This window comes from Streptomyces sp. NRRL F-5650 (genome assembly GCF_000721365.1).
In the GTDB taxonomy this organism is placed as follows: domain Bacteria; phylum Actinomycetota; class Actinomycetes; order Streptomycetales; family Streptomycetaceae; genus Streptomyces; species Streptomyces ardesiacus.
The window spans coordinates 54,727-69,682 of sequence record NZ_JOGV01000065.1 but is presented as its reverse complement, the minus strand read 5'-3'; the positions used below and the strand labels follow the sequence as shown (position 1 = coordinate 69,682).

Annotated in this window: 14 protein-coding genes; 3 read left to right on the top strand and 11 right to left on the bottom strand. The window is 72.7% G+C overall.

All coding sequences use genetic code 11. The features are described from left to right. Positions 1–611 precede the first annotated feature (611 nt). Positions 612–1,622, top strand: coding sequence for a tryptophan--tRNA ligase (gene trpS, locus IG88_RS0135610; RefSeq protein WP_031050350.1), 1,011 nt, complete (start codon positions 612–614; stop codon positions 1,620–1,622). Positions 1,623–1,638: 16 nt separating this feature from the next. Here trpS and proC read toward each other — a convergent pair whose 3' ends face one another. The 7 genes from proC to IG88_RS0135575 form a co-directional block, all read right to left on the bottom strand. Further along, a complete protein-coding gene (proC, locus tag IG88_RS0135605) occupies positions 1,639–2,451 on the bottom strand; it encodes a pyrroline-5-carboxylate reductase (RefSeq protein WP_031050347.1) in 813 nt (270 codons plus the stop codon). A gap of 144 nt (positions 2,452–2,595) precedes the next feature. Beyond that, positions 2,596–3,363: an ABC transporter permease gene (locus IG88_RS0135600; RefSeq protein WP_031050345.1), complete on the bottom strand. Its 768-nt coding sequence runs from the start codon at positions 3,361–3,363 to the stop codon at positions 2,596–2,598. Continuing rightward, the gene (locus IG88_RS0135595) at positions 3,360–4,118 is read right to left on the bottom strand and encodes an ABC transporter ATP-binding protein (RefSeq protein ID WP_234332443.1); all 759 of its coding nucleotides are present in this window, start codon (positions 4,116–4,118) and stop codon (positions 3,360–3,362) included. The genes IG88_RS0135600 and IG88_RS0135595 overlap by 4 nt, the downstream gene beginning before the upstream one ends. 118 nt (positions 4,119–4,236) lie before the next feature. Further along, complete coding sequence (locus IG88_RS0135590) at positions 4,237–5,037, bottom strand: class I SAM-dependent methyltransferase (RefSeq protein ID WP_031050339.1); 801 nt, start codon at positions 5,035–5,037, stop codon at positions 4,237–4,239. A gap of 321 nt (positions 5,038–5,358) precedes the next feature. After that, complete coding sequence (locus IG88_RS0135585) at positions 5,359–5,862, bottom strand: hypothetical protein (RefSeq protein WP_031050336.1); 504 nt, start codon at positions 5,860–5,862, stop codon at positions 5,359–5,361. 41 nt (positions 5,863–5,903) lie between these two features. Continuing rightward, the gene (locus IG88_RS0135580; protein ID WP_031050334.1) at positions 5,904–6,596 is read right to left on the bottom strand and encodes a DUF4232 domain-containing protein; all 693 of its coding nucleotides are present in this window, start codon (positions 6,594–6,596) and stop codon (positions 5,904–5,906) included. 154 nt (positions 6,597–6,750) lie between these two features. Next, positions 6,751–7,083, bottom strand: a complete 333-nt coding sequence (locus tag IG88_RS0135575; protein ID WP_031050331.1) for an SH3 domain-containing protein — start codon at positions 7,081–7,083, stop codon at positions 6,751–6,753. Positions 7,084–7,267: 184 nt separating this feature from the next. Between IG88_RS0135575 and IG88_RS0135570 the strand changes: the two genes are divergently transcribed. Continuing rightward, the gene (locus IG88_RS0135570) at positions 7,268–9,382 is read left to right on the top strand and encodes a serine/threonine-protein kinase (protein WP_031050328.1); all 2,115 of its coding nucleotides are present in this window, start codon (positions 7,268–7,270) and stop codon (positions 9,380–9,382) included. 47 nt (positions 9,383–9,429) lie between these two features. Here the strand turns inward: IG88_RS0135570 and ilvD are convergent, their stop codons facing one another. The 4 genes from ilvD to IG88_RS0135550 form a co-directional block, all read right to left on the bottom strand. Further along, the gene (gene ilvD / locus IG88_RS0135565; RefSeq protein WP_031050326.1) at positions 9,430–11,283 is read right to left on the bottom strand and encodes a dihydroxy-acid dehydratase; all 1,854 of its coding nucleotides are present in this window, start codon (positions 11,281–11,283) and stop codon (positions 9,430–9,432) included. Between the two features lie 122 nt (positions 11,284–11,405). Continuing rightward, positions 11,406–12,020, bottom strand: coding sequence for a TetR family transcriptional regulator (locus IG88_RS0135560; protein ID WP_031050324.1), 615 nt, complete (start codon positions 12,018–12,020; stop codon positions 11,406–11,408). Next, positions 12,017–12,874, bottom strand: a complete 858-nt coding sequence (locus IG88_RS0135555) for a sugar phosphate isomerase/epimerase family protein (RefSeq protein WP_031050322.1) — start codon at positions 12,872–12,874, stop codon at positions 12,017–12,019. The genes IG88_RS0135560 and IG88_RS0135555 overlap by 4 nt, the downstream gene beginning before the upstream one ends. Positions 12,875–13,061: 187 nt before the next feature. Further along, on the bottom strand, positions 13,062–13,994 hold the full coding sequence (locus tag IG88_RS0135550) for a Ppx/GppA phosphatase family protein (protein WP_031050320.1): 933 nt from the start codon (positions 13,992–13,994) through the stop codon (positions 13,062–13,064). Positions 13,995–14,065: 71 nt separating this feature from the next. Between IG88_RS0135550 and IG88_RS0135545 the strand changes: the two genes are divergently transcribed. Continuing rightward, a complete protein-coding gene (locus IG88_RS0135545; RefSeq protein ID WP_031050318.1) occupies positions 14,066–14,926 on the top strand; it encodes a hypothetical protein in 861 nt (286 codons plus the stop codon). Positions 14,927–14,956 lie beyond the last annotated feature (30 nt).

Genomic DNA, 14,956 nt, shown 5'->3' with positions numbered 1-14,956 from the left:
CGCTTCCCTTCGGTCTTGCGTTTCCGACTCTATCAGATCTTTCCGATCCGATTTCCTCGGTGCTTTCCAGGTTCCCGCTTTCGCGTTTCCCTTTCCGGCAGTTCCGACTCTATCAGATCCTTTCGGACTCTGATTCCCCGTCAGAAGGGGTTGTCTCCGCGGCCGTTGGGCCGTTTCAACGAGGTGAGACTCTAGCGGACTCCCGGCTCCCGAGCTAATCGGGGGCCGCGTTCTTTCGAACGTGGATTCCTGATTCCGCAAATACACGCGCCGACACGACGACGACGCCGACAACGCGACTGTTCGTCGAAGAGTGGTTGGTACCTGCGGAATCGCTGTCCGGGGACCGACCGGGGTCGGCGCTCACGTCGGACAACTCGGAGAACACTAGGAGTGCGTCGCGGCCGTGTCAAATCCCGGGTGGGACGGGCTGTGCGGGCGTACGGTGGGGCCCGTGACGACGCGTACGTGTAGCCAGCTCTGGTGGGCCGCCTGACGGCGGCCGCACACACGTATGCACTCGACGGCCGCCGCTTCGGCGGCCGTTCTCGTTTTTCCCTCCAGGAGGGGCGGCCGGCTGGAGGCGGTGGCCCTGACCAGGAGGTGGACAGATGACACGGGTCTTCAGTGGGGTCAAGCCGACCGGGCACCTGACGCTGGGGAACTACCTGGGAGCCATGCGGCGGTGGGCCGCGGTGGACCAGCACCGGTCGGACGCGTTGTTCTGCGTCGTCGACCTGCACGCGCTGACCGTGGACCACGACCCGGCGCGGGTGCGCAGACTCAGCCGACAGGCGGCGTCGCTGTTGCTGGCGGCGGGGCTGGACCCCGAGCGGTGCACGGTGTTCGTGCAGAGCCACGTGGACGAGCACGCCCGGCTGTCGTACGTGCTGGAGTGCGTCGCGACGGACGGGGAGATGCGGCGGATGATCCAGTACAAGGAGAAGGCGGCGCGGGAGCAGGGGCGGGGCGGGAGCGTGCGGCTGTCGCTGCTGACGTATCCCGTGCTGATGGCGGCGGACATCCTGGCGTACGGGACGGACGAGGTGCCGGTCGGGGACGACCAGACGCAGCACGTCGAGCTGGCGCGGGATCTCGCGGTGCGGTTCAACCAGCGGTACGGGCACACCTTCGTGGTGCCGCGGGCGACCGGTCCCGCGGTGGCGGCCCGGGTCATGAACCTCCAGGAGCCCACGTCGAAGATGGGCAAGAGCGAGGACACCGGGCCGGGGATCGTCTACCTGCTGGACGAGCCGGACGTGGTGCGGAGGAAGGTCATGCGGGCCGTGACCGACAGCGGGCGGGACGTCGTGTACGACCGTGAGGAGCGGGCGGGGCTCGCCAACCTGCTGGAGATCCTCGCCGCGTGCACGGGCGGGGACCCGGCGGAGCTGGCGGGTGGGTACGACTCGTACGGCGCGTTGAAGAAGGACACCGCGGAGGCGGTCGTCGAGACCCTGCGGCCGGTGCGGGAGCGGCACAAGGAACTGTGCGCCGATCCCGGGTACGTGGAGGGCGTGCTGGAGGACGGGGCCCGGAAGGCGCGGGCGATGGCGCGGCCCACCGTGGACGCGGCCTACCGGGGGATCGGGCTGCTGCCCCCGGCGGGCGGCTCCCGGTAGGGGGAGCGCGGGGCCGTCAGTCCTTGGTGCCGGAGGCCAGCTCGCGGCTGCGGTCGCGGGCGGCCTCCAGGGCGGCGATGAGGGCCGCGCGGACGCCGTGGTTCTCGAGTTCGCGGATGGCGTTGATGGTGGTGCCGGCGGGCGACGTGACGTTCTCGCGGAGCCTGACCGGGTGTTCGCCGCTGTCGCGGAGCATCTTCGCCGCGCCGATCGCGGACTGGACGATCAGGTCGTGGGCCTTGTCGCGCGGCAGGCCGAGGAGGATGCCGGCGTCGGTCATGGCCTCGACCAAGTAGAAGAAGTACGCCGGTCCCGAGCCGGAGAGGGCCGTGCAGGCGTCCTGCTGGGACTCGGGGACGCGGAGGGTCTTGCCCACGGCGCCGAAGATCTCCTCGGTGTGGGTCAGGTGGGCGGCGGTCGCGTGGGTGCCGGCGGAGATGACGGACATGGCCTCGTCGACGAGGGCCGGGGTGTTCGTCATGACGCGGACGACGGGGGTGCCGGGGGCGAGGCGCTCCTCGAAGAAGGCGGTGGGGATGCCCGCGGCGCCGCTGATGACCAGGCGGTCGGCGGGGACGTGCGGGGCGAGTTCGTCGAGGAGGGTGCCCATGTCCTGCGGTTTGACCGTGAGGATCAGGGTGTCGGCGTTCTTGGCGGCCTCGGCGTTGGTGACCGGGGTGACTCCGTGGCGGGCGCGGAGTTCGTCGGCGCGTTCCCGGCGGCGGGCGGTGACCAGGAGGTCGGCGGGGGCCCAGCCGGATCCGATCATGCCGCTGAGGAGGGCTTCGCCGATCTTGCCGGTGCCGAGGACTGCGACTTTCTGGGTCATGGGTTCGGTGCCCTCCGGTGCCCTGTCTGTTCTGGGTGCGTCGTGCGTCGTGCGTCATGCGTCCTGCGTCGTCGTCATCCTCGCATTCAGGGGGGTGGGTGGGGCGTCGCGTCCAGTCCGCGGACGGTCGGCGGGCGGGCTGGTTCACGCTGTTCGGCGTTTCAACGTGGCCGCGCCCAGGGCCAGGACCAGGAGGGCGCAGGCCGCGACGATCAGGGCGTCCCGTACGAAGGCGGGGGTCGGGTCGGTGTGGCTCAGGACCTCGTTCATGCCGTCCACCGCGTAGGACATGGGCAGGACGTCGGAGACGGCCTCCAGGGCGGGGTGCATGGTGTCCCGGGGTGCGAAGAGGCCGCAGAGGAGGAGCTGGGGGAAGATCACCGCCGGCATGAACTGCACCGCCTGGAACTCGGATGCGGCGAAGGCGGAGACGAAGAGGCCGAGTGCGGTGCCCAGGAGGGCGTCGAGCAGCGCGACCAGGAGGAGCAGCCAGGGGCTGCCGGTGACGTCCAGGCCCAGGAACCAGACCGCGAGGCCCGTCGCGAGGGCGGACTGGACGACGGCGAGCGCGCCGAAGGCGAGGGCGTAGCCCGCGATGAGGTCGCCCTTGCCGAGCGGCATGGCGAGGAGGCGTTCGAGGGTGCCGGAGGTGCGCTCGCGCAGGGTCGCGATGGACGTGACCAGGAACATCGTGATCAGCGGGAAGATGCCGAGGAGCGAGGCGCCGATGGTGTCGAAGGTGTGCGGGCTGCCGTCGAAGACGTAGCGCAGCAGGAAGAGCATCACGCACGGGATCAGCATCAGGAGCGCGAGGGTGCGGGGGTCGTGGCTCAACTGGCGCAGGACGCGGGTCGCGGTGGCCGTGGTGCGGGAGAGGCTCAGGGGGCGGGCGGGAGCCGCGGGGGTGGTCATCGGGTGGTCTCCTTCGTGCGGGTCGCCGCCGTTTCCCCGGCCTCGTCGACCAGGCGCAGGAACGTTTCCTCGACCGTCCGGGAGCCGGTGCGGGTGCGCAGGGCGTCGGGGGTGTCGTCGGCGAGGATCTCGCCCTCGCGCATCAGGAGCAGGCGGTGGCAGCGCTCGGCCTCGTCCATGACGTGGGAGGAGACGAGGAGCGTGGTGCCGCGGTCGGCGGCGAGGGAGTGGAACAGGGTCCACAGGTCGCGGCGGAGTACGGGGTCGAGACCGACCGTCGGTTCGTCGAGGACGAGGAGTTCGGGGGTGCCCAGGAGGGCCACGGCGAGGGAGACCCGGCTGCGCTGGCCGCCCGAGAGGTTGCCGGCCAGGGAGTCGGCGTGGGTGGTGAGGTCGACGTCGGCGATGGCGCGGCCGACGTCCTCGCGGCGGTGGGCGGAGGCGGCCCGGCCGGGGTGGAGGATCTCGGCGAAGTGGTCGAGGTTCTGGCGGACGGTCAGGTCGTCGAAGACGGACGGGGCCTGGGTGACGTAGCCGATGCGGGTGCGCAGGGCCGGGTGGCCGGCCGGGCGGCCGAGGACGTCCAGGGTGCCGGTGACCTTGGCCTGGGTGCCGGCGATCGCCCGCATCAGGGTGGTCTTGCCGCAGCCGGAGGGGCCGAGGAGGCCGGTGATCCCGCCCCTGGGGACGGTGAAGCCGAGGCCGCGCAGGACGGCGCGGGTGCCGCGGACGACGGTGAGGTCCTCGGCGAGCACGGCGGGCGGGGCGGGGTCGCCGCCCCGCCCTTCGGGGGGGCCGGGTGGAGTGCTCCGACGAGTTATTCATCATGTGATGAATAGTCCTCGCGGGAGCCCGTGGCGTCAACCCGTCGCGTCAGGTCCCCGGGGAGGTTCCGAGGAGGAGGTGGACGTCGTACGTCTCCTCGACGAGTCCGTCCGGGAAGACCGACAGCAGGTGGCGGCGCTCCTCGGCGAAGAAGGCCGCGGCGCGTTCCTCGGTGTCGGTCAGGAAGGCCGAGTGGCTGCCGAGGTTGGCCAGGTGGGTGTCGAGGGGGACGCGCCGGCTCCAGCGCACCACGCGGTGGACGAAGTCGAGGCTGCCGGTGGGGTCGGCGAAGCGGGCGTCGAAGTTCCGCTTCTCGGCGGCGAGGTTCAGGCCGGCGAAGTGCCGGTCGATGCGCCGTCCCGCGTCCGCGATCCACGGCACGTCGGGGGCGTCTGTGTTCCACCACAGTGCCAGCGCGCCGCCCGGACGCAGCACGCGCAGCGCCTCCGGGACCGCGAGCGCGGGGTCGGTCCAGTGCCAGGACTGGGCGTAGGTGAGGAGGTCGGCGCTGTGGTCGGCGAGGGGGAGGGCGTTGCCGTCGCCGCGGACCACGGGGACGCCGGGGAGGGTGCGGCGGAACTGGGCGGCCATGCCGGCGCCGGGTTCCACGGCGATCACCTGGGCGCCGCGCTCGTGCAGGCGGGCGGTGGCGAGGCCGGTGCCGGCGCCGACGTCCACGACGCGGGCGCTGCGGAGGGGACGGCCGGTCAGTTCCTCCAGCGCGTCGAAGAGGGCGGGCGGGTAGGAGGGGCGGTTGGCGGCGTACTGGGCCGCGGCGGCGTTGAAGGAGTGGGCGCGGTCGCTGTGGCCCGGCTGCGCGGAGGCGTTCGCTGTCTGCGGTGTCGTCATGCGGCCATCGTGGCCGGGTGGGGCGGGGACGGGGCAGCCCTGCCGAGGGAGCGCCGGGTGGGGCGGGGACGGGGCGGCCCCGCCGAGGCAACACCGGACGGGGGGGGAACGGGGCAGCCCCGCCAAGGCAACACCCGACGCGACGAAAACCAAGCAACCCCGCCAAGGCAACACCGGACGCGGCGAGAACCGAGCAGCCCCGCCAAGGCAACACCGGACGCCACGAAAACCAAGCAACCCCGCCAAGCGAAAACCGGACGCCACGAAAACCAAGCAACCCCGCCGAGGCAACGCCGCGGGGAAGGGCCTCGCGGCGCTTCGCTACTTCCGGCGCTTCTTCTTCGACGGGTCGCCCGTGCGGCGCGAGGCGCGCTTCTCGTACTCCGCGCGGGCCTTCTCGTACTCCGCGCGGTGCAGCTTCTCGCCCGGGGCCTCGGTGAAGGTGCGCAGGAAGTAGGCGAGGAGCGAGCCGACGAAGCCGATGGCGAGCAGGCCGCGCAGGGAGGCCTGGCGGTCGGGGTCGGGGCGGCTGGTGAAGCCGGACCAGGTGTGGCGGAAGGCAAGGGCACTGCAGACCGCGAACATCACGATCATCAGCAGCGAGACGAAGCTGCCGATGTCGGCGATCTGGAGGCCCTGGTAGGCGACGCGGAGCACGAAGCAGGCGGCGGCCGCCACGGCGAGCGAGCCGGCGGCGAGGCCCACCCGGCGGACGGCGTAGCCGTTGTCGTGGCGCACCCAGGTCGTGCCGTAGAACCGGAGGGGTTCGGGGCGGGGGCCCGCCAGGGTGTCCGGGGTGCCGTTCTTGCCGTTCTCTGCGCTCACGCGTCGATTATGGCCCGCGCCCGCCGGGGTGTGCGGGGCGGTCAGCCGCCCTGGCCGGCGCTGCCCATCGGGCCGACCTTCACCGGGGAGCCCGGGGTGTCCGAGGCGGGGAGCGAGGCGCCGCCCGGCCAGTCGAGGGTGACCGACTTGGTCTCGTTCGGCGGGGTCACCACCAGGCCCGTGATGCGGACGCCGGAGCCGCCCGTGTCGTTGATCGGGTAGGTGATGCCGAAGGTGACGTTCTCGCCGTCCGCGAGGACGACCGGGTCGGCCTGCTCGCCGGTGCGCTCCGCGGAGATGGTCCCGGCGTTGGTCTTCAGGTCGACGCCCGCGTAGCCGGCGAGGGTGCAGTCCCGGCCGCCGCCGTTCTTCAGGTCCACGGCGACGGTGCCTTCGGTGTCGCCGCCGACGGTGGCGTCGATCGCCGTGATCTCCAGCTCGTCGGTGCGGCACTTGGCGGCCGTGCCCTCCCCGGCGGCACCGCCCGTTCCGCCCGTTCCGCCCGTTCCGCCGGTCCCGGCGGGGCTCTTGCCCGCGGAGTCCGAGCCGCCGCCCTCCTGGTCCGCGCCGGCCGAGCCCGTTCCGGCCGATGCCGAGCCGCCGTCCGGGGAGGACGGGGCCGAGGCCGCGGGCGGGGCGGAGGTCTCGTCCGTGCCGTCGTCGTTCTGGCAGGCCGTGAGCGAGAGACCGGCGGCGAGGGCCATGGCGGCGAGGGTCAGCTTGCGAACGCGCATCGTTGTCTACCTCTGGGTCGGGTGCGGCGTGCCGGTCCGCCCGAACCCAACGGTGCGAGCGGCTTCTACGCTCGGCAAGACCCGCTCGGCCCGGCACGCCGTTCCCCCGGGGAACCTCCTAGTACGTCCTCAGGACACCGCTGTTACAAGGTCATCAGCAGCGCGGGGCCACGTAACCGTCGCTTCCGGTGTGGATGTATGCGTCGGAGACGTACTGGCCGCTGCCGATGTTGTCCCAGATGTTCGAGGTGCCGTAGGGGCCGGAGACCCGCTCCCCCGTGCGCTGGCAGTGGATGGACACCCTGGAACCGGCGGGCAGGACCCGCACCAGGGAGTAGTTGGTGCCCGGGCCGCTGCGGACGTTCAGGCGGTAGCCCGGGGCGACCGGGTAGGTGGCCAGGGCGGCGGCCGCCGCGACGGCGGCCTCGGGCGCCACGTCCGTCTCCTCTTCCCCGCCGCCGGTGTTCCGGACCTGGTCGAGCGACATGTGGAAACTCCCCCCGTTGCACCCCACGACTCTCGTGGGGAGACCGTTGATACCCCTGGAACCAGCCATGAAACACCAGTTCGCCCCTCGTACGCGCGGGGCGGCAGGCCGTCTCCGTCCCGTACGCCCCATCGACTAGGCTCCGAGCGTCGCTCGCGCGAACGAACAGCACGGGGGTGGTTCCATGGCGCCGCAGCGGGATGCCGGGGCGGACGCGGAAGCGGAACTTCCGGAGTACGCCGGTCACTACCGCCTGGAGTCCCGGCTGGGCTCGGGCGGCATGGGCGTCGTGCACCTGGCCCGCAGCGCCTCCGGGATGCGCGTCGCGGTCAAGGTCGTGCACGCGACGTATGCCAGGGACCCCGAGTTCAGGGGCCGTTTCCGGCAGGAGGTGGCCGCGGCCCGGCGGGTGAGCGGAGCCTTCACGGCGCCGGTCGTGGACGCCGATCCGGAGGCCGGTCGGCCCTGGATGGCCACGCTGTACATCCCCGGTCCGACGCTCTCCGAGCACGTGAAGCGGAACGGGCCGATGGACGAGCCCCAGTTGCGCCGGCTGATGGCCGGGCTCGCCGAGGCGCTGCGCGACATCCACCGGGTCGGTGTCGTGCACCGGGACCTGAAACCGAGCAACGTCCTGCTCGCCGAGGACGGTCCGAAGGTCATCGACTTCGGCATCTCCCGGCCGAAGGACAGCGAACTGCGCACCGAGACCGGCAAGTTGATCGGCACGCCGCCGTACATGGCACCCGAGCAGTTCCGGCGGCCCCGGGAGGTGGGGCCGGCGGCCGACGTCTTCACCCTCGGGTCGCTGATGGTGCACGCGGCCACCGGGCGGGGGCCCTTCGACTCCGACAGCCCGTACGTCGTCGCCTACCAGGTCGTGCACGACGAGCCCGAGCTGACCGGCGTACCGGAATCGCTCGCTCCGCTGGTGCTGCGCTGCCTGGCCAAGGAGCCCGAGGAACGGCCGACGCCGGACGAGTTGATGCGGGAGCTGCGGTCGGTGGCGGCGGCCTACGACACGCAGGTGTTCGTACCGGCGGAACGGACCGGGACCGCGCCGGAGCCCGCGGCTCAGGCGCCCGCCGAGCCGTCCGCGCGGCCGGGCCGGGTCGTACGGCGGCTGGGGAAGCGGTCGGCGCTCCTCGCCGGGGCGTTGGGGCTCGCGGTGACCGGGGGCCTGGTGGCCGTGCAGGCGTTCGGCGGGTCCGAGCCCGCGCGCACGGCCGCGGCGCAGAGCGCGTCCAGCCCGTTCGGGGCCTGGGAGGCGGTGCCCGCGGCGAAGGACGGCGGGATGCCGCAGTGCTCGTACGCGGGGCGGCGGCTGTTGTGCGCGCGGCCCGGCCTGGTCTTCGCCCTCGACCCGGCCGACGGGCGCACGCTGTGGCGGCACCCCGTCGCGGAGGCCGTCCGCAGTGACCCGCCGGTCGTGTCGGGCGGGCTCGTGCAGCCCGAGGTCGGCCTGCTGGGCCCGCTGGAGGCCCTCGACCCGGCGACGGGCGAGCCGGCGTGGCAGGAGGACATGCCCGCGTACGACGGGATGCGCACCGTCGGCGACATGCTGCTGCTCACCCGTGCCGACGGCACGGTCACCGGCGTGGACAGCGCCTCGGGCCGGACCAAGTGGGCGCACCGGATCCCGGGCCAGTCCGTGCCGTACTTCACCTCGTTCGCCGGGGAGCGGCATCCGGCGGCGTACGCGACGAGCCAGAGCGCGGACGGGAAGCGGACCCGGGTCACCGCGGTGGACCCGGCGGGCGGGGACGTGCGCTGGGACGTGGAACTGGCGGGGGTGCTGACGCCCGTGGGGGCGGCGGACGGGTCGGTGTTCCTCGTCGCCGAAGGGGCGGCCTACGGCGACGTGGAGGCCGTGGTCCGCTACACGCCCGCCACCGGGGCGACCCGCCGGGTGACGCTGCCGATCCGGGTCGAGCAGGCGTCGGCGTCCGCGGGCGTGCACGGGGACACCGTGTACCTCATGGGCGCGGGCGGCTCGCTGGTCGCCGTCGACACGGCGGCGGGCAAGGAGGCGTGGCGGCTGGAGACGGGGGTCAGCCGGGGCTCGGCGCCGGTCTCCGACGGGCGGCACGTGTACGTGACCGCGCCCGACGGGCGGCTCCTCGGCGTCGACGCCCGCAAGGGCAGGCTCCTCGGGCAGACCCGGCCCCGGCTGGGCGCCGACTCCGACAAGGTGCCCGCGTCCCTGCCGGCGCCGGTGCTCGCGGGCGGGCACGTGTACGCGGGGGCGCCGGACGGGACGGTGTTCGGGGTGGCGGGGCGGGACCCGGGGACCTGGTAGGCCGCGCCGGGCCCGTACAGGCCCCGTGCCGGGCCCCTGGCGGGGCGTCAGCCCAGCTTGCTGATGTCGCGGACCGCGCCCTTGTCCGCGCTGGTGGCCATCGCGGCGTACGCCTTCAGGGCCGCGGAGACCTTGCGGTCGCGGTTCTTCGGGGCGTACACGCCGTTCAGGGCCTGCTCGCGGCGGGTCAGCTCGGCGTCGTCCACGAGCAGCTCGATGGAGCGGTTCGGGATGTCGATGCGGATGCGGTCGCCGTCCTCGACGAGGGCGATGGTGCCGCCGGCCGCCGCCTCCGGGGAGGCGTGGCCGATGGACAGGCCCGAGGTGCCGCCGGAGAAGCGGCCGTCGGTGACCAGGGCGCAGGTCTTCCCGAGGCCGCGGCCCTTGAGGTAGGAGGTGGGGTAGAGCATCTCCTGCATGCCGGGGCCGCCCTTGGGGCCCTCGTAGCGGATGACGACGACGTCGCCCTCCTTCACCTGCTGGGTGAGGATCTTCTGGACGGCCTCCTCCTGCGACTCGCAGACGACGGCCGGGCCCTCGAAGGTCCAGATCGACTCGTCGACGCCGGCCGTCTTGACGACGCAGCCGTCCACGGCGAGGTTGCCGCGCAGGACCGCGAGACCGCCGTCCTTGGAGTAGGCGTGCTCGACGGAGCGGATGCAGCCGCCCTCGGCGTCCTCATCCAGGGTCTCCCAGCGCTCGGACTGGGAGAAGGCCTCGGCGGAGCGGACGCAGCCGGGGGCCGCGTGCCACAGCTCGACCGCCTCCTGGGAGGGGGAGCCGCCGCGCACGTCCCACGTCTTCAGCCAGTCGGCCAGGGACGGGCTGTGGACGGAGTGCACGTCCTCGTTGAGCAGGCCGCCGCGGTGCAGTTCGCCGAGGAGGGCGGGGATGCCGCCCGCGCGGTGCACGTCCTCCATGTAGTACGTGCGGTCCTTGGCGACGTTGGGCGCGACCTTGGCCAGGCAGGGGACGCGACGCGAGAGGGCGTCCATCTCGGTGAGGCCGTAGGCGACCTCCGCCTCCTGGGCGGCGGCCAGCAGGTGCAGGATCGTGTTGGTGGAGCCGCCCATCGCAATGTCGAGCGCCATGGCGTTCTCGAAGGCCGCGGGGGTGGCGATGTTGCGGGGCAGGACCGAGTCGTCGTCCTGCTCGTAGTAGCGGCGGGTCAGGTCCAGGACCGTGCGGGCGGCGTTCTCGTAGAGCGCCTTGCGGGCGGTGTGGGTGGCCAGGACCGAGCCGTTGCCCGGGAGGGAGAGGCCGATCGCCTCGGTCAGGCAGTTCATCGAGTTGGCGGTGAACATGCCGGAACAGGAGCCGCAGGTGGGGCAGGCGTTCTCCTCGATGCGGAGGATGTCCGCGTCGGAGATCTTCTCGTTGACCGCCTCCGACATCGCGTCGACCAGGTCGAGGGTGCGGACCGTGCCGTCGACCAGGGTGGCGCGGCCGGACTCCATCGGGCCGCCGGAGACGAAGACCGTCGGGATGTTCAGGCGCAGGGCCGCGTTGAGCATGCCCGGAGTGATCTTGTCGCAGTTGGAGATGCAGATCAGGGCGTCGGCGCAGTGGGCCTCGACCATGTACTCCACGCTGTCCGCGATCAGGTCGCGCGAGGGCAGGCTGTAGAGCATGCCGCCGTGGCCCATGGCGATGCCGTCGTCGACGGCGATCGTGTTGAACTCGCGCGGGATGCCGCCCGCGGCGACGACCGCCTCGCTGACGATGCGGCCGACGGGGGCCAGGTGCGTGTGGCCCGGCACGAACTCCGTGAAGCTGTTGGCGACGGCGATGATCGGCTTCCGCCCGATGTCCGCGCCGGGTACACCGGAGGCACGCATAAGGGCGCGGGCGCCCGCCATGTTGCGGCCGTGGGTGACTGTGCGGGACCTCAGTTCGGGCATCGTCGCTCGCTCCTTCGGAGAGTTATGACTGCCGTCGAGCGTACGCCGGTCATCCAGGGGCCGGGACAGGGTGTCCGGAATGCGGGACGTGCGTCTCGCCGTACGCCGTCGCCGGGCGCCCTTCAGGGGCCGGTGAGGTGACCCTGGACGACCGGTGCCAGGCGGGCGACGATCTGCTCGGGGTCCGCCGAGGCCAGCGGCTCCACCTTGATCACGTAGCGGAGCATGGCGCAGCCCACCAGTTGCGCCGCCGCCAGTTCGACGCGCAGTTCCGCGTCCGGCAGGCCCACCTGGGCGGCGACCCGGCGCAGCACCTGGGCGACGATCAGCCGGCGGAAGACGGCGGCGGCGGTCTCGTTGTTCACGGCGGAGCGGACGATGGCCAGCAGGGGCGTCCGGCTGGCCGGGTTCTCCCAGAGGCCGAGGATGAAACGGGTGAGGCGCTCGCCCACCTCGTCGAGGGGGGCGTCGCCGATCGCCTCGGGGGCCTGCAGGGCCGGCGCGAAGGCGACCTCGACGGCCGCCTCGAAGATCTGCTCCTTGGTGCCGAAGTAGTGGTGGACCAGTGCCGGGTCCACACCCGCCGCCTTGGCGATGCCGCGTACGGAGGTCTTCTCGTAGCCCCGCTCGGAGAACTCCTCGCGGGCCGTGACGAGGATGCGGTCGCGGGTGTCCCCGGACTCGGTGCGGCGCGGGCGCCCGCGGCGCCGGACGGTCCCGTCGGCGTCGCCGCTCACCGGCGGTCCGTCCGCGCCGCCGCGGCACCCGGCACCGGGGACGCCGGCCGCGCCAGGTGCTCGCGGGTGAAGGCGAGCGCCTCGGCGAGATCGGCCTCGCGTTCGGCGCCGGACATCGCGCGCCTGGTGTTGACCTCGATGACGACGTGGCCGTCGAAACCGGTGCGGGTGAGGTGCTCCAGGACCTCGGCGCAGGGCTGGTGGCCGCGGCCGGGGACGAGGTGCTCGTCCTTGGCGGAGCCCTTGCCGTCGGCGAGGTGGACGTGGCCGAGGCGGTCGCCCATGCGTTCGACCATGCCCAGGGCGTCGGTGCGGGAGGTCGCGGCGTGGCTCAGGTCGATCGTGAAGTGCCGGTAGTCGTCCTTGGTCACGTCCCAGTCGGGGGCGTACGCCTGCATCTCGCGGTCGCGGTACCGCCAGGGGTACATGTTCTCGACGGCGAAGCGGACGTCCGTCTCGTTCGCCATCCGCCAGACGCCGTCGACGAAGTCCCGCGCGTACTGGCGCTGCCAGCGGAAGGGGGGGTGCACGACGACGGTGGACGCGCCGAGCTTCTCGGCGGCCGCGCGGGCGCGCTGGAGCTTGACCCAGGGGTCGGTGGACCAGACGCGCTGGGTGATGAGCAGACACGGTGCGTGCACGGCCAGTATCGGCATGCGGTGGTAGTCGCTGAGTCTGCGCAGCGCCTCGATGTCCTGGCTGACCGGGTCCGTCCAGACCATCACCTCGACGCCGTCGTAACCGAGGCGTGCGGCGATCTCGAAGGCCGTCGCCGTCGACTCCGGGTAGACGGAAGCCGTCGACAGGGCGACCTTCGTGTCCGGGGTGCGGATCACGTCCCTGGGTTTTGCCACGGGGGTCAGGGTACGGGGTGCCCGCCGGGAGTCGCGGGGTGCCCGATCGCCGTTGTGGTGATTGCCATAGGCGGTTGCCATGCGGTGATTGCCACAAGCGGTTGCCACAGGCGGTTGCCACAGGGGCGAGTGCGGGTGCGGGTGCGTTGTGGCTTGTCGCGCCGTTCACCGCGCTCCTGGGGACGCCTCACCCCTGGTCCATGTGGTCCAGGCGCCGCAGGATCACGCCCTCCCTGAGGGCCCAGGGGCAGATTTCCAGGCTCTCCACGTGGAAGAGGTCCATCGCGGCCTCCGCGACCAGGGCACCGGCCAGGAGCTGGTTGGCGCGGCCCTCGGAGACGCCGGGGAGTTCGGCGCGTTCGGCGCTGGTCATCGCGGCCAGGCGGGGCACCCATGCCTCCAGGGAGGCCCGCTTCAGCTCGCGCTGGACGTAGAGGCCCTCGGCGGACCGGGCGGCGCCGGCGATGCGGGCGAGCTGCCGGAAGGTCTTGGAGGTGGCGACCACGTGGTCGGGGGCGCCGAGGCGGCTGAACTCGCCGACCGTCCGGGCGATCTCCGTACGGACGTGGCGGCGCAGCGCCCTGACGTCGTCGGGGTGGGGCGGGTCGTCGGGCAGCCGGGCGGCTGTCAGCCGGCCCGCGCCGAGCGGCAGCGACACGGCGGCGTCGGGTTCCTCGTCGATGCCGTAGGCGATCTCCAGGGAGCCGCCGCCGATGTCGAGGACCAGCAGCCTGCCCGCGGACCAGCCGAACCAGCGGCGGGCGGCGAGGAAAGTGAGCCGGGCCTCGTCCTCGCCGGTGAGGACGGTCAGCTCGACTCCGGTGTCGGCACGCACGCGCGCGAGGACGTCGTCGGCGTTGCCCGCCTCGCGCACGGCCGAGGTGGCGAACGGCAGGAGGTCCTCCACGCCCTTGTCCTCGGCGGCCTGCAGGGCCTCGCGCACGACCGCGACCAGCCGGTCGACGCCGTCGGGGCCGATCGCCCCGTCCTCGTCGAGGAGCTGGGCGAGGCGCAGTTCCACCTTGTACGAGTGGGCGGGCAGCGGGCGGGCGCCGGGGTGCGCGTCCACCACCAGCAGATGCACCGTGTTCGAACCCACGTCGAGGACACCGAGTCTCATGTACGGAACGCTACTGCGGGCGGCGCCCGCGGTGGTCCCGTCCCCGCGCTTCGGCGACTTACCCTGGAGCCGTGCCAAAGACGAAAAAGGCGAAGGACGAAAAGTCGGCCAAGAGGGACAAGAAGGACGCGCAGGGCTCGAAGGACGCGAAGGACGCGCAGCGCGTCACGGGCGGGGCGGGTGACGAGAAGGGGCTCGACTTCGCGCGCGCGTGGGTGGAGTTCCCGGACCCCGCGGACGACGAGCAGGTCTTCCGGTGCGACCTGACCTGGCTGACCTCCCGCTGGAACTGCATTTTCGGCAGCGGCTGCCAGGGCATCCAGGCGGGCCGCGCGGACGACGGGTGCTGCTCGCTGGGCGCGCACTTCTCCGACGAGGACGACGAGAAGCGTGTCGCCGGGCATGTGGCGAGGCTCACCCCGGACATCTGGCAGCACCACGCCGAGGGCACGCGCGACGGCTGGATCACCGAGGACGACGAGGGCTCCCGGCAGACCCGGCCCTTCCAGGGCTCCTGCATCTTCCAGAACCGGCCGGGGTTCTCCGGGGGCGCGGGCTGCTCGCTGCACATCCTGGCGCTCAAGGAGGGCCGGGAGCCGCTGGAGACCAAGCCCGACGTGTGCTGGCAGTTGCCGGTGCGGCGGACGTACGAGTGGATCGACCGGCCCGACGACACGCGCGTGCTGCAGGTGTCGATCGGTGAGTACGACCGGCGGGGCTGGGGTCCGGGCGGGCACGACCTGCACTGGTGGTGCACGTCGGCGACCTCGGCGCACGGCGCGGGCGAGCCCGTGTACGTGTCCTACCGGCCGGAGTTGATCGAGCTGATGGGCAAGGCGGGGTACGACCGGCTGGTCGAGCTGTGCGAGGAGCGGCTGGCCTCGCAGTTGCCGTTGGTGGCACCGCATCCGGCGGATCCCGGGGGGCGGTGAGGCCGCGGGCCGGGGTTCGGTGAGACCGAG